The 14994-nt window shown below is 72.3% G+C and carries 10 protein-coding genes; 5 read left to right on the top strand and 5 right to left on the bottom strand.

What is annotated here, in order from left to right:
- Positions 1-283 precede the first annotated feature (283 nt).
- Entirely contained in the window at positions 284-2638 is a 2355-nt protein-coding gene (locus tag ACFVWU_RS11990; RefSeq protein WP_387618508.1) for an immune inhibitor A domain-containing protein, read from the top strand.
- 378 nt (positions 2639-3016) lie between these two features.
- Positions 3017-3817, top strand: a complete 801-nt coding sequence (locus tag ACFVWU_RS11985; protein WP_387618505.1) for a M23 family metallopeptidase — start codon at positions 3017-3019, stop codon at positions 3815-3817.
- Positions 3818-3824: 7 nt separating this feature from the next.
- On the opposite strand, the gene ACFVWU_RS11980 is transcribed toward ACFVWU_RS11985, so the two are convergent.
- Entirely contained in the window at positions 3825-4466 is a 642-nt protein-coding gene (locus tag ACFVWU_RS11980) for a TetR/AcrR family transcriptional regulator (RefSeq protein WP_387618502.1), read from the bottom strand.
- Positions 4467-4688: 222 nt separating this feature from the next.
- Between ACFVWU_RS11980 and ACFVWU_RS11975 the strand changes: the two genes are divergently transcribed.
- A complete protein-coding gene (locus ACFVWU_RS11975) occupies positions 4689-6284 on the top strand; it encodes an MDR family MFS transporter (RefSeq protein ID WP_387618499.1) in 1596 nt (531 codons plus the stop codon).
- Between the two features lie 99 nt (positions 6285-6383).
- Here the strand turns inward: ACFVWU_RS11975 and ACFVWU_RS11970 are convergent, their stop codons facing one another.
- Positions 6384-7304, bottom strand: coding sequence for an A/G-specific adenine glycosylase (locus tag ACFVWU_RS11970; protein WP_387618497.1), 921 nt, complete (start codon positions 7302-7304; stop codon positions 6384-6386).
- A gap of 191 nt (positions 7305-7495) precedes the next feature.
- Here ACFVWU_RS11970 and ACFVWU_RS11965 point away from each other — a divergent pair, with 191 nt between their 5' ends.
- Entirely contained in the window at positions 7496-8383 is an 888-nt protein-coding gene (locus ACFVWU_RS11965; RefSeq protein WP_387618494.1) for a hypothetical protein, read from the top strand.
- A gap of 129 nt (positions 8384-8512) precedes the next feature.
- On the opposite strand, the gene disA is transcribed toward ACFVWU_RS11965, so the two are convergent.
- The gene (gene disA / locus ACFVWU_RS11960) at positions 8513-9571 is read right to left on the bottom strand and encodes a DNA integrity scanning diadenylate cyclase DisA (protein WP_270151163.1); all 1059 of its coding nucleotides are present in this window, start codon (positions 9569-9571) and stop codon (positions 8513-8515) included.
- A 202-nt stretch (positions 9572-9773) separates the two neighbouring features.
- Positions 9774-11285 (bottom strand): DNA repair protein RadA, encoded by a 1512-nt coding sequence (gene radA, locus ACFVWU_RS11955; RefSeq protein WP_387618492.1) that lies wholly within the window; start codon positions 11283-11285, stop codon positions 9774-9776.
- Between the two features lie 141 nt (positions 11286-11426).
- Here radA and ACFVWU_RS11950 point away from each other — a divergent pair, with 141 nt between their 5' ends.
- Positions 11427-13337, top strand: a complete 1911-nt coding sequence (locus ACFVWU_RS11950; RefSeq protein WP_387618489.1) for a sigma-70 family RNA polymerase sigma factor — start codon at positions 11427-11429, stop codon at positions 13335-13337.
- Between the two features lie 319 nt (positions 13338-13656).
- Here ACFVWU_RS11950 and ACFVWU_RS11945 read toward each other — a convergent pair whose 3' ends face one another.
- A complete protein-coding gene (locus tag ACFVWU_RS11945) occupies positions 13657-14991 on the bottom strand; it encodes a DUF1254 domain-containing protein (protein ID WP_387618487.1) in 1335 nt (444 codons plus the stop codon).
- Between the last annotated feature and the right edge of the window lie 3 nt (positions 14992-14994).

Genomic DNA, 14994 nt, shown 5'->3' with positions numbered 1-14994 from the left:
GGTGCGTTCGGGGGCGGAGGACGCCGTCGTCGCTGCGGGCCGGGACGGGTGGCTCCGCGGCCGGTTGGTGCGGACACGTCCCACTTCTCAGCAAGGTTTAACCCGCACACGGTTGACACCCCGTCGGCTGACAGGAAGCCGGCGAGCATAGCGCCGTGCCCATGTCAGGGTCAAGACCTATCTTTTCTGCCCTCACTTCGGTCAAATGACGTCCACCTGTCTTTCATATTGGTTTACCGGGCCTTGGCCAAGAGTCGGCTCGGTCGGGGAGGGCGTCACAACGTTGAAGACCACCAGGAGAACCGCTGCGGTCACGACTGCCGCAGCGGTCATAGTCACGCTCGGCGCGGGCCTGTTCCCGGGCACCGCCGTCGCCGCCGGCTCGGCGCCGGTGCCGAAGGACCCGGCTGACGCCGTCCAGTCCGTCAACACCGAGCACAACATCCCGGGTCCGCTGACCGCGAAGGTGGAGGCCGAGCAGAAGGCCGCCACCGAGCAGCTGCTCGACGGCACCGCCCAGGTCGAGCAGCACAACGGCAGCACCAGCGTGAAGCTCGGCAAGGACAAGTACGTCGAGCTCGCCCGCGAGCGCACGGACAAGATCTTCACCATCCTGGTCGACTTCGGCGACCAGGTGGACAACACCACCAAGACGCCCGACGGCAAGATCAAGTACGGCGGCGAGCCCGGCCCGAAGCACAACGAGATCGCGCAGCCGGACCGCGCCACCAACAACTCGACCGCCTGGCAGGCCGACTACAACCAGCAGCACTACCAGGACCTGTACTTCTCCAAGGACAAGCCCTCGCTGAAGACCTTCTACGAGAAGCAGTCCTCGGGCCGCTACTCGGTCGACGGCGTGGTCTCGGACTGGGTCCGGGTGCCGTGGAACGAGGCCCGGTACGGCTCGGACTACTGCGGTTCCAACGTCTGCTCCAGCGCCCAGGACCTGATCCGCGACGCCGTCGACATCTGGTACAAGGACCAGCTGGCGAAGGGTCAGACCAAGGAGCAGATCAAGGCGACGCTGGCCTCCTACGACCAGTGGGACCGCTACGGCTCGCACCACGACGGGAACTTCAACCAGCCCGACGGGTACATCGACCACTTCCAGATCGTGCACGCCGGTGAGGACAAGTCGGCCGGTGGCGGCAAGCAGGGCAACAAGGCCCTGTGGGCGCACCGTTCGTACGTCTACGGCAACCTCAACGGCCAGGCCGGCCCCGACGGCAACAAGCTCGGCGGCGTCCAGGTCGGTGACTCCGGCTTCTGGATCGGCGACTACACGATGCAGCCGGAGAACGGCGGCCTCGGCGTCTTCGCCCACGAGTACGGCCACGACCTCGGTCTGCCGGACCTCTACGACACCGCGGGCAAGGGCATCGACAACTCGGTCGGCTTCTGGTCGCTGATGTCCTCCGGCTCCTGGCTCGGCGAGGGCAAGGACAGCATCGGCGACATGCCGGACGACCTGGACGCCTGGAGCAAGTACAAGCTCGGCTGGCTGAAGGCGGACCACGCCAAGGCCGGCACCGAGTCGACCCACCACATCGGCCCGGTCGAGTACAACAGCAAGCTCCCGCAGGCGCTGATCGTCGACCTGCCGAAGAAGAGCATCACCACCGACATCAACAAGCCGTTCGGCGGCAACACCGAGTGGTGGAGCGGCAGCGCCGACAACCTCAACGTCACGCTGACCCGGGACATCGACCTGACCGGCAAGACCAAGGCCAGCATCAACGCCAAGGCCTGGTACGAGCTGGAGCCGGACTTCGACTACGCCTTCGGCGAGGTCTCCGCCGACGGCGGCAAGACCTGGACCGTGGTGGACGGCACCTGGAACGGCGCCGCGCTGCCCAAGGAGAACGGCCGCCCGGCCCTCAGCGGCCTGACCGCCGCCTGGGGCGACCTGTCCTTCCCGCTGGACGCCTACGCCGGCAAGCAGATCAAGTTCCGCTACCACAACACCACCGACGGCGGCCTGCACTACCGCGGTCTGGCGGTGGACGACATCTCGGTGACCGCCGACGGCGCCACCGTCTTCAGCGACGACGTCGAGAAGGGTGACAACGGCTGGACCGCCGCCGGCTTCACCCGCTTCGGCGGCTCGTACACCAAGGACTACGCGCAGTACTACATCGCGGAGAACCGGCAGTACGTGTCGTTCGACCAGACCCTGAAGACCGGCCCGTACAACTTCGGCTTCGGCACCGACAAGCCGAGCTGGGTCGAGCACTACGCGTACCAGCCCGGTCTGCTGATCTGGTACTGGGACGAGTCGCAGACCGACAACAACGTCAGCGCCCACCCGGGCCAGGGTCTGATCCTCCCGGTCGACTCGCACCCGGCCCCGCTGAAGTGGGCCGACGGCACCCTGATGCGTCCGCGCATGCAGGGCTTCGACTCCACCTTCGGCTCGCGTCGTGTCCCGGCGCTGACGCTGCACAAGAACGGCGTCGAGACGGTCATCCCGAAGTCCAAGGGCGTCGACGAGTTCAACGACCTGAAGTCCTGGTGGTCGAAGGACAACCAGTACAGCGGTGTCGACGTCCCGAAGACCGGCACCAGCATCGAGGTCGAGAACGAGTCCGCGAACTACCTGGAGACCTGGATCCGGGTCCGCCCGGTCGACAACTGATCGCCCTGACGGTCAGGCCGTGATCGCACGGCGCTGAAGTCTCCATGTCCGGCCCGTCCCCGCAAGCGCGCGGGGGCGGGCCGGATCTCCTTTGCGCCACCCTTCCGGCGCCTCCGGCGTTCCTTCGGACCCCGGGGCCGGGCGGCGCGGTCCGTCGGGGCGGATCCGGGTGGATCGGGCCGGCCGTCGACGATCCGATCTCATGATCGTTACTCCGTCGGCTTGAATCTCCGGCGCCGTACTGACTACACGCCGTAGTACATCACCGCGTTTGGGACTCCGCTCGGTGACGGTTGAAGCTGAGTGCTCCCCCGCTCAGCACGCGCCCGACCGGGCGCTTCGTGCTGCCCTCCGCACGACCGTGAGGTATGTCAGGCGATGTCCACCCTCCCGCCCGTGGGGCCGGCCCTGCCCCGGCACGTCACCCTGTCCGGCAGCCGGCAGCGGGCCGAGCGCGACCACGCGGTGCTCTCCACCACGACGGCCGCGGCCCTGCTGGCGAGCACGGTGCTGCTGGCCGCGCCGGGCAGCGCCTCGGCGCAGACCGTGCAGCCGACCACGCCGGGCAGTTCGGCCTTCACGGCTCGGCAGGCGGCGGTACCCAACCCGGGCCTGGTCCAGGTGGCCGGCCCCAGCCCGTACAAGCTGCCCGACGACGCCGCCTCCGCGCAGGCGTTCGTGGCGGTGGCGCCCAACCTGCTGCCGGCCGCGGCACCCGCCGCCACCCCGGAGCCGGAGCCGGAGCCCACACCGGCCCCCGCTGCCGCGCCCGGCTGGTCGGCCCCGGTGCCGGACGCGCCGACCAGCAATCCGTACGGGGTGGCCGATTCCGAGTACGCCGCCGGGTACCACACCGGGGTGGACTTCGCGGTCGACCCGGGCACCCCGGTGCTGGCGGTCGGCGACGCGACCGTGGTCTCGGCACGCTGGGACGGCGCGTACGGCAAGGAGGTCGTGCTGCGGCTCACCGACGGGCACTTCGCGCAGTACGCCCACCTGTCGGCGCTGTCGGTCTCACGGGGCGACCACGTGCCGGCGGGCGAGCGGGTCGGGCTGTCCGGGAACACCGGCAACTCGACCGGGCCGCACCTGCACTTCGAGATCCGCACCAGCAACCGCTACGGTGCGGTGATCAACCCGGTCGCCTATCTCTCCGAGCGCGGCGTCACGGCGTTCTGACCCGGGGTCAGCCGCCGGTCGGGGTGGGGTGGCTGATCCGGGAGCCGATCTCCAGCGCGACCGTGCGGGCGGCCTCCAGCGCCTCGTCCAGGTCGGCCACCGGCACCTTCTCGCCCCACACGTTCTCGGCGTGGCCGCAGTCCTTGCTGTCCCTGCTGTCCTGCTGGAGCAGGAACATCGACGAGTGGATGGTGAACAGCGTCATCGCGGCGCGCAGCCGGTCCTGGAAGTTCGCCTCCGGCCCATGCACCAGCTGCATCATGGTGATGATCCGCTCCCGGAAGGCCAGCCCGGCCGGGGACTCGCGCAGCGCGGGCTGGTTCTCGTGGAAGAAGCGCAGCAGCGGGGCCCGCTCGGCCATCCCGTCCGCGAAGCGGCGGATCAGCTCGTCGCGCATCTCCGGGCTCCAGGTCTGCTTCCGGCCCCACTCGATGGTCTCGTCGATCGGCGCGGCCATCCGCTCGACGATGCCCAGGACGATGTCGTCCTTGGTCTTGAAGTGGTAGTAGAGCGCGGCCTTGGTGACGCCCAGGCGGTCGGCGATCTCACGCAGTGAGGTCTGCTCGTAGCCCTGCTCGGAGAAGAGCTCCAGCGACACCTCGATGATGCGAGCCCGGGTGTCGCTGCGGGGGCTGTGCGGAGTGCCCATGGCCTGCCTCATGACTGCGTCGGTGACTGCTGCGGACCCCAGGATGGCGTCCGCCCCGGGCTCATTCTCCCTGCCCAGATGGCCGCTCGGAAAACTGGCTTGACGACCGGCTAGGAAACAACTTACCGTACCGACGATCGATAAACTAGCCGGGCGACAAGTAAGTGAGCCGCCGCACGGCGCGGCGAACGTCCGAAACACCCCTCCGGGAGACCCCACCCCATGTCACAGTCCAAGACCGCCGGCCCGGTACCGGAGGACAAGACGGCCGAGGAGGAGCAGCCGCGGTCACCCCGCGAGATCCGCCTCGTGATGGTCGGCTTGGTCGTCACGATGCTGCTGGCCATGCTCGACAACCTGATCGTCGGCACCGCGATGCCGACCATCGTCGGTGACCTCGGCGGCGCCGAGCACCTGTCCTGGGTGGTCACCGCCTACACCCTGGCCACCGCCGCCTCCACGCCGATCTGGGGCAAGCTCGGCGACCTCTACGGCCGCAAGGGCACCTTCCTCACCTCGATCGTGATCTTCCTGGTGGGCTCGGCACTGTCCGGCCTGTCGCAGAACATGAACGAGCTGATCGGCTTCCGCGCCCTGCAGGGCCTCGGCGCCGGCGGTCTGATGGTCGGCGTCATGTCGATCATGGGCGCGCTCGTCCCGCCGCGCGACCGCGGCAAGTACCAGGGCATGTTCGCCGCGGTGATGGCGCTGGCCACCATCGGCGGCCCGCTGGTCGGCGGCTTCATCACCGACCACCTGAGCTGGCACTGGACCTTCTACATCAACCTGCCGCTCGGCGTGATAGCCCTCGCCGTCGTCATCGTCACCCTGAAGCTGCCGAAGGTCCGCAACAACGCCCGGATCGACTACCTCGGCGCGATCCTGCTCACCGTCGGCATCACCTCGCTCGTGCTGATCACCACCTGGGGCGGCCAGCAGTACGCCTGGGGCTCCAAGGAGATCCTCGGCCTGGCCGCGCTCTCCGCCGCCTCGCTGATCGCCTTCTGCTACGTCGAGCAGCGGGTCGACGAGCCGATGCTGCCGCTGAGCCTGTTCAAGAACCTGAACTTCACCCTGGTCTCGATCATCGGCTTCATCGTCGGCTTCGTGATGTTCGGCTCGACCGTCTTCCTGCCGCTCTACCAGCAGATCGTCCAGGGCGCCTCGGCGACCAACTCCGGCCTGCTGCTGATGCCGATGATGTTCGGCATGCTGGTCGTCTCGCTGGTGGTCGGTCAGGCCGTCACCAAGACCGGCAAGTACCGGATCTTCCCGATCATCGGCACCATCGTGATGACCGGCGGCCTGATCCTGCTCTCCACCATGGGCACCGAGACCAGCAGCTTCACCTCGGCCTGCTGGATGATCGTGCTCGGCGCCGGCATGGGCTTCCTGATGCAGATCACCATGCTGGTCGCGCAGAACAGCGTCGAGCTCAAGGACATGGGCGTGGCCAGCTCCACCGCCACCCTGTTCCGCACCATCGGCGGTTCCTTCGGTGTCGCGCTGTTCGGCGCGCTGTTCAACAACCGGGTGACCGACACCATGAAGGAGCGGCTCGGCGAGCACGCCTCGGCGGGCGGCGGCGTGAAGGACCCGGGCCAGATGAGCCCGGCCGCGCTGCGCAAGCTGCCCGAGGCCGTCCAGGACGCCTACCACCACGCGGTGTCCAACGGCATGCACACCGTCTTCCTGTGGGGCGCCGGGGTGGCCGTGATCGCCATCGCCGCCGCGGTGTTCCTGCGCGAGGTGCCGCTGCGCGGTGCCGGCAAGGGCGAGAAGCCGGCCGAGTCCTCGCTGGAGGCGGCGGCCGTCTGACGGTCCCGCTTCGAACGGCGCCCCCGGGAGGTTCTCCTTCCGGGGGCGCCGTTCTGTTGCCTGCCGCTGTTCCCTGCTGCTGTCGCCTACCGCTGTTCGCTACTGCGGGAGCCGGTAGACGCCCTGTTCGACCGGCTCGACCAGGCCGTCCGCGACCAGGCCGTCCAGGGCCCGGGCCCGCTGCACGGCGTCCGGCCAGACGGCGTCCAGGCGGGCCTGGGGGACCGAGCCGTGCGCGTCGCGCAGCACCGCGAGCAGCTTGCCGCGCACCTGGCGGTCCGTCCCCTCGTAGGACTGGCCGCGCCGGGCCGGGCCCTCGTACGCGGGGCGGCCGGCCCGCTGCCAGGCGCAGCCGGTGAACAGCGGGCAGTCCCCGCACTCCGGGCCGCGGGCGGTGCAGACCAGCGCGCCCAGCTCCATCACGCCGACCGCCCAGGTGGCGGCGGTCTCGGCGTCGTCGGGCAACAGGGCGGTCGCGGTACGGCGCTCGGCGGCGGTGGTGGCCTGGGCCGGGTACTCGACGCCGGTCACCGCGCGGGCGAAGACCCGGCGGACGTTGGTGTCCAGCACCACGTGCCGCTGGCGGAAGGCGAAGGAGGCGACCGCGGCGGCGGTGTACTCCCCCACCCCGGGCAGCGAGAGCAGGGTGGCGTGGTCGTCCGGGACCTCGCCGCCGTGCTCCTCGGTGATCGCCACGGCGGCCGCGTGCAGCCGCAGCGCGCGGCGGGGGTAGCCCAGCCGGCCCCACATCCGGACCGCCTCGCCGGACGCCTCGGCGGCGAGGTCGGCCGGGGTGGGCCAGCGGGTCATCCAGGCCTGCCAGGCGGGCAGCACCCGCTTCACCGGGGTCTGCTGGAGCATGAACTCGCTCACCATGACCGCCCAGGGCGTCGCGTCCGGGGTCCGCCAGGGCAGGTCGCGCTTGCTGGCCTCGTACCAGTCGAGGACGGTCGAGTGCAGCAGCGGCAGGGGCATCGGCAGCCGGGGAGCGGGGACGGCGGCGGTGGTGTTGGCAGTCATGGCCCTTCGATCCTCCCATGCCGGGGGACACGACCGAAGTGGAGGATTAAGCTCCGGATGGGCCGGAAATCGCCGGGAAAGCCGGTCCGGGGGCTCCCTCGAACGGCTCAAACGGCGGATCATGTGAAGGAAGGGGCGACTGTGCGGTGTTGGTGGAGCACTAGCCACACACAGTCTCGTAGAGTTTGATCGTGCCCTCTCTGCGTCAACCCGTGGGACCGCTGCCGGCCTCGATCTACTGGCGTCGGCGCATCGTCGTGCTCGCCGCCGTCGCGGCGGTCATCGCCCTGATCGCCTGGCTGATGACCGATCAGGGCGGGGGCGGTGACGGCGGCTCACCGAGCAAGGCCGCACAGGCCGTACCGCCCCAGCCCCAGAGCCAGACCCCCGCACAGGCGATCACGCCCGGCGCCTCCCCGAGCGGCCCCGCGGCGCGCCCGGGCGGCAGCACCGGGGGAACCGGCGGCCCGGTCAGCGGCGGCGGCAGCGAGGTCGGCCTCAGCGGCGGCTCCGGCGGCGGCGCCAACCCGGCTCCGGCGGGCGGCTCCGGTGCCGCGGGTGGCTCCGGCGGGGCCAGTGGGTCCGGCGGTTCCGGAACCGCCGGGGCGTCCGGCGGGCAGGGCGGATCGGGCGGTGGGGCGCCGGCGGTGAACACGCCCGAGGTGGTGGCACTCCCGATCTGCACCTCTTCGCAGGTGGCCCTCGAACTGAGCCCCAGCCAGAACCCGTACCAGCCCAAGGACAAGCCGAAGCTGGCCCTGACGGTCAAGAACTCCGGCGCCAACTGCCGGGTGGACCTGGGCCGCACCACCTCCGTCATCACGGTCAGCGGCAACAACAACGACCGGGTCTGGTCATCCGGGGACTGCCCGCCCGACAAGGGCAGCATCTGGGTGCAGATCCCGGCGAACAGCAACCAGACCGAGACCTTCACCTGGGATCGCAGCCGCAGCAAGCCGCAGTGCGCGACCGCCGACCAGACGGCGCCGCCGAACGGGACCTACGTGGTGCTCGCGGAGCTCACCGGGCTCTCGGGGGACAAGGTGTCGGCGCGGACGTCGATCCGACTGGACGGCTGAGGACCAGTCACCTCGGTTCGGAGCCCCGGTCGCAGGCGCGACCGGGGCTCCGGCGTTCCCGGGCCCCGGAAACGCGGAACGGCCCCAGGGGAAGCGTTTCTCCGGGGCCGTTCGCCGATTGCGCGCCGGTCAGACGTAGCGCTCCAGGATGGACGATTCGGCAAGGCGGGACAGACCCTCGCGGACCGAGCGGGCGCGGGTCTCGCCGACGCCCTCGACCGTCTGCAGGTCGTCGATGCTGGCGGCGAGCAGCTTCTGCAGGCCGCCGAAGTGCTCGACCAGGCGCTCTATCACCGTGTTCGGCAGGCGCGGGATCTTCGCCAGCAGGCGGTAGCCGCGCGGGGAGACGGCGGCGTCCAGGGACTCCGGCGAGCCGGAGTAGCCGAGCGCCTTGGCGACCGTCTGCAGATCCAGCAGCTCGGCGTGGGTGAGCGCCTCCAGGTCGGCCAGCACCTCGGTGACCGTCCGGCCCTTCTTGGCGGCCCGCTCCGGGAAGTAGTCCCGGGCGACCAGTTCGCGCTCCGGCTCCACGCCCGCGATCAGCTCGTCCAGCTGGAGCGAGAGCAGCCGGCCGTCGATGCCGAGCTCCAGCACGTAGCCGGCGATCTCGGTGGCGATCAGCCGGACCATCTCCAGTCGCTGGGCCACGGCCGTGACGTCCCGGACCGTCACCAGGTCCTCGATCTCCAGCGCGGAGAGCGTGCCGGCCACCTCGTCCAGGCGCAGCTTGTAGCGCTCCAGGGTGGCCAGCGCCTGGTTGGCGCGGGACAGGACCGTGGTCGAGTCCTCCAGCACCCGGCGGGTGCCGTTGACGTACATCGCGATCAGCCGCATCGAGTGCGAGACCGCGACCACCGGGTAGCCGGTCTGCCGGTTGACCCGCTCGGCGGTGCGGTGGCGGGTGCCGGTCTCGTCGGTGGGGATGGTCGAGTCCGGCATCAGGTGCACGCCGGCCCGGACGATCTTGGTGATGTCCTTGTCGAGCACCACGGCGCCGTCGAGCTTGCACAGCTCGCGCAGCCGGGTGGCGCTGAACTCGACGTCCAGGACGAACCCGCCGGTGCACAGCGACTCGACGGTCTTGTCGAAACCCAGCACGATCAGGCCACCGGTGTTGGCCCGCAGGACCCGTTCCAGGCCGTCACGAAGCGCGGTACCGGGCGCGATGGCGGTGAGGGAGGCCCGCAGCAGGGCCTCCTCACGGGAGGCCTTGTCCGCCCCCCGGTCGCTGGCTGCCACGTGACTCCTCCGGTCGACCCCGTGCCGCGCGCCTCGCGCCGTGCGCCGGTCCGCGGTCTGTTGCTCTGTCGCTCAGTACCGCTCCGGTACTGCCTTCTGGCCAATGAGACTGGGGAGAGTCTAACTGCGTGCGGCTTCGGCAGGGCTTGGGTCAGCGCAGTTCGTCGGAGTCGAGCGGCTCCCAGCCGTCCATCAGCTCCTCCGGGTAGGCCGGGACCTTCGCCGCGCGGGGCGCCGGCGGCGCCGACGGGGCCTCACCGCGCCCCTCGCCGCGCGGCTTGGCGGCGGCCCGGCGGCGGCCCGGGATGGCCCGCAGCGCCTCACCGATGTCGGCCACCTCGACCACCTTCATGCCCGGCGGCACCTTGCCCGGGTCCGGCGGGACCAGGGCGTGGGTGAAGCCCAGCCGGTGCGCCTCGGCGAGCCGCCGCTGCACACCCGTCACCCGCCGCACCTCGCCCGCCAGGCCGACCTCGCCGATCGCCACCAGGTTGCTGGGCAGCGGGGTGTCCGTGGAGGAGCTGGCCACCGCGAGCGCGACCGCGAGGTCCGCGGACGGCTCGGTCAGCTTCACCCCGCCGACCGTCGCGGTGTAGATGTCCTGCTTGCCGAGCTTCACCCCGCCGTGCCGCTCGACCACGGCCAGGATCATCGCGATCCGGGGCGACTCCAGGCCCGAGGTCGTCCGGCGCGGGGAGGGGATCTGCGAATCCACCATCAGCGCCTGCACCTCGGCCACCAGCGGGCGCTTGCCCTCCAGGGTGACGGTGAGGCAGGTGCCGGGGACGGGCTTGTCACGCCTGGTCAGGAAGAGGCCGGAGGGGTCGGCCAGGCCGACGATGCCCTCGTCGTGCAGCTCGAAGCAGCCCACCTCGTCGGTGGCACCGTAGCGGTTCTTGATCCCGCGGATCAGTCGCAGCCGGGCGTGCCGGTCGCCCTCGAAGCTCAGCACCACGTCCACCAGGTGCTCCAGCAGGCGCGGGCCGGCGATCTGGCCGTCCTTGGTGACGTGGCCGACCAGCAGGGTCGCCATGCCGCGCTCCTTGGACGCCCGGATCAGCGCGTTCGCCACCTCACGGACCTGGGCCGGGCCGCCGGGGGCGCCGTCCAGCTCGGCCGAGGCGATGGTCTGCACCGAGTCCAGGATCAGCAGGCCGGGGTTGACCGCCTCGATGTGCCCGAGCACCGCGCCGAGGTCGGACTCGGCGGCGAGGTAGAGGTGCTCGGAGAGGGCGTTGATCCGGTCCGCCCGCAGCCGCACCTGGCCGGCCGACTCCTCGCCGGTGACGTAGAGCGTGCGGTGCTGGGCGGTGGCCGCCTTGGCCGCGACGTCCAGCAGCAGGGTGGACTTGCCGACGCCGGGCTCGCCGGCCAGCAGGACCACCGCACCGGGGACCAGGCCGCCGCCGAGCACCCGGTCCAGCTCCGGCACACCCGTCGAGCGGGCCGTCGCGACCTGGCCGTCCACCTGGGCGATCGGACGGGCGGGCGCGCTGACCGGGCCCGCCGCCGTGGTGCGGATCGGCACCGCGCCGTACTCCTCGACCGTGCCCCAGGCGTTGCACTCCGGGCAGCGGCCGACCCACTTGGGCAGCTGGTTGCCGCACTCGGTGCAGCGGTAGGCCGGGCGCGGCTTGGCGGTGGTCTTGGAACGCGGAGGCATGCGGCCCACCGTAGCGCCTGGGTACGACAACGCCGGTCCTCGCTGCGGGACCCACACAGATGGGCGATGCTGTTACCCGAAAGAAGTACATGCCCGGCGAATGGCGGGGCCGGGCGGTCCGGTGTCCCTACCGTCGGACGGGTGACAACGCGAACTGTTGGGGCCGGACCCGGGTCGCAGGCCGCCGCCGTCCTCGCGGCGTACGAGCGGCAGACGGACGGCCTGTTCACCTACTGCCTCTCGGTGCTGTGCGAGCACGACGCGGCCGCCGACGCCCTGCGCGAGGTCGGCGAACTGGCCCGGCGGCACGGCGGCCGGCTGGCCGAACCCGGGCTGGTCCGGGCCTGGCTGTTCTCGCTCGCCCGCTACTGCTGCCTGCGGCGGCTCGCCGACGGGGCCGCCCGGGAGCCCGAGGCGGAGCCCGGCGAGGCCGAGGCCGCCCGGCGGCGCCGCGAGCTGGCCTCGCTCGCCTGGCCGGAGGCGGCCGGAACGAACCCGGAGCAGCGCGAGGCGCTGGAACTGTCCGTCCGCCACCGGCTCACCCCGCTGGAGGTGGCGGCGGTGCTGGGCCTGCCGTTCGACCGGACCCGGGAGCTGCTCGCCGCCGCCGAGACCGAGGTCGCCCGGACCCGGGCGGCGCTGCTGGTGCTCGGGGTGGGCAGCTGCCCGGAACTGGACCGGCTCGGCGGGGCCGGGGCGGAGTCCTGGCGGGACTGGGTGCTCGGGCCGGCGCTGCGGCGGGAGCTGGTGCAGCACGTGGTGGACTGCCCGACCTGCCGGGGGACGGCGGAGCGGGTGGCGGCCGGGGAGGCGGCGGCGGGGGCGGCGGGGCTGTCGGGGCTGCCGCTGCTGAGTGCGCCTGCTCCGGGTTCGTCGGTGTCCTCGGGGTCCTCGGTGTCCTCGGTGTCCTCGGCGGACGGGGTGGGGTATCTGCCGTCGGCGGGTGCGGCCGGCGCGGCGGGGCGGCGGGGCCCGGCGGTCGCCGAGCCCGGGCTGCGGTTCGACCACGGCGGCTTCCCCCGGCACCGGGCGCCCGACGCGGGCCGCGGCCTGGCGGTCCGGCGGCGGGTGGTGACCACCGGGGTGCTGGCGGCGGTGCTGGCGGCGCCGGTGGTCGCGCTCTGGGCCGGGCACCGGGGCGGCGGGTCGGGGTCGGCGGCCTCGGTCTCGGCGGTACGGGTGGACGAGGCCGGACGGGAGGCCGGGCAGCGGCCGCAGCCGTGGTCGGCGGGGGCCGCCGGTGGGGCCGGGGGAGCGGGGATGCCGGGGCTGGAGCTCGCGGGCGCGGGGGTGGGGGCCGGTGGTTCGGCCGGTTCGGGTGGTGCAGGTTCGGGTGGTGCAGGTTCGGGTGGTGCAGAAACGTTGCTGCCGGGTTTTCCGCAGCTCAGCTTCCAGGGCCCGCTGGTCCCGGTCCCGGGCCGGGGCTCCACCCCCCTCAGCAACCCGGCCCTGGTCGCCGCCCCGGCCCCCTCGGTCGAACAGGCCGCCGCCCCGGGGACGGGCCCGGGCGGCCGGGCCCCCGCCGGACTGCTCACCGTCGAGGCCGGCGAGTACGGCAGTCGCACGGTGCTCACCCTCACCAACTCCGGTACCACGGAGATCCGTTGGCACGCCGTAACGGACGCCGCCTGGCTCCGGCTCAGCCGCGACGCGGGGACGCTGGCGCCGGGGCAGCGGATCACCGTGATCGTCACCGTGGACGAGGACCTCGCGCCCACCACCCACTGGACCGCCCGGATCGCCCTACCGCCCTCCCAGGCGGTGGTCACCCTGGAAGGCGGCCCGCAGAACCGGGGCGGGTCGGCGTCCCCCTCGGCGGAGCCGTCGTCGACACCGAGCGGTACGGCGTCGCCCACGGGCACCGCAACGGCCACGGCCACGGCGTCGCCGAGCCGGACGGGGGCACCCTCACCGTCGGGCTCCAGCTCTCCGACGACGCGGCCCTCGCCCTCGGGGCCGCCGACCGGCACGCCGACGCCCTCGGCGACCCCGACGGGCAGCGCCTCCCCGCACCCGACCGGCACGGCGACGGCTTCGCCGTCAGGGCGCTGACGGAGGCCGGCTCCGACGGTCGGCGAGGCGGTCGAGCGGGCTCGCGGGCGGAGGCGGGCCGGGCGCGAAGGCGGCCACCCCGCGCCCGGCCCGGCGAGGTCGGAGCTGTCCCCGTCCGAAGGCGCGGGGCCGGCTTGAGACGGGCCCGACACCACCCGACCGACTCCGTGGGCATGAGCACGAAGCAACCACCCGCCGGACCGGAAGACGGCCGGCCGGCCTCGCCGCACAGGCCGGAAGGCCCGGCGCGAACGGCGACCCGGGCCGGGCCCGGTGAATCCGGGAGAGGTCCCGTCCACCTGCGGCCGGGGGGCACGGGTCAGGTGCGGTGGATCGGGGGGACCTGGTAGGTGCCGTCCAGGACGGTCGGCTTGGGTTGGTAGAGGCGGATGATCGGGCGGAACTCGCCGTGGGGGGTGGGGAGCCAGTTGGCGGCGGTCGTGGGGTCCTCGGGCTGGTCGTGCTGGAGGGTGAGGGTGAGGGAGCCGTCGTCGCCGTAGACCAGGCCAGGGGTTCGGTCGCCGATGGAGTAGCGGTCGATGGGGTTCTCGACCAGGTAGTAGTCGGGGACGGAGTACATGGTGACGGACCAGAAGGCCTCGGCGGGCGGGGGCTGGTCGAAGCGGAGGGTGTAGCTGTTGGCGCCGGTGAGCGGGCGACCGTCGGAGTCGTCGTAGGTCGTCGCGTACGAGGCCTCGTAGGCGTGGTTGCCCCAGAGGCCGGCACGGGCGGCGGCCGCCCGGCTGAGGTAGGCGGCGCGGCGGTCGGGGATGCGCCACTCGGGGTCGTGGAGGGTGCCGGGGCCCAGGTGGTCGAGGTTGTAGTCGAAGAGGTGGAGCGCGGAGCGCCATTCGCCGGGCGGGTGGTCCTCGGGCGGGCGGGTGGCGTCCTCGACCCGTTCGCGGCCGGCGGCCAGGCCCTTGGCGAGTGCGAGGGTCCAATCGGCGGCGGCCGCGCGGTAGGGCGAGGCGCCGTCGTCCAGCAGGCCGAGCGGGGCGAAGCGGCGCTGGTACTCGATGTCGGGGGTGGCGGGCGGGAAGGCCTGCATCCACACCCGCAGGCGTTCGAAGAAGGCCAGCCGCTCGGGGACCTCCGGGTCGGGCTCGGGCAGTCCGGCGACCAGGCCGCCGGGCTCCAGCGGTTCCAGGACCAACCCGGCCTGCAGGGCCTTGACCCGGGGCAGGTCGCCCGGTCCGGCGCAGGCGAAGCGGCCGACGGCGGTGCCGACGGTGGTCGGCAGCTCGATCACCCGGCTCGGGTCGGGCGGGGTGCCGTGCCAGTCGGGCGGGACGATCAGCCAGGTCTGGGCGTCGGTGCCGGTGGCGCGGCGTCCGAGGTAGGCGACGTTGTCCGTCCAGGCGTCGATGAACTGGAGCACGTAGTAGGCGCCGGCGGTGTCCGGGACGTGCAGGACCAACGGGCCCTCGGAGAGGTCGAGTTGGGCGATCGAGTAGATCGTGTCGTTGTTGACCGAGACGAACTGGTCGCCCGGGCGGGCCAGCCGGGTCGCGTGGCTGAAGTGGTTGAACTGCTCCGCCGGGAGGGTGCCCAGCCCGCCCTTGGCGAAGCGCTCGACCATGGTGAGGGCGGCGACGAGCGGGTAGCCGTAGACGTAGGCGTCGGCGGCCAGGGCCTCCAGCTCGGGCTGGTTCATCGG

Origin of the sequence: Kitasatospora sp. NPDC058190 (assembly GCF_042883685.1) — a bacterium.
Classification (GTDB): Bacteria; Actinomycetota; Actinomycetes; order Streptomycetales; family Streptomycetaceae; genus Kitasatospora.
This window is presented reverse-complemented; position numbering and strand designations above follow the sequence as displayed.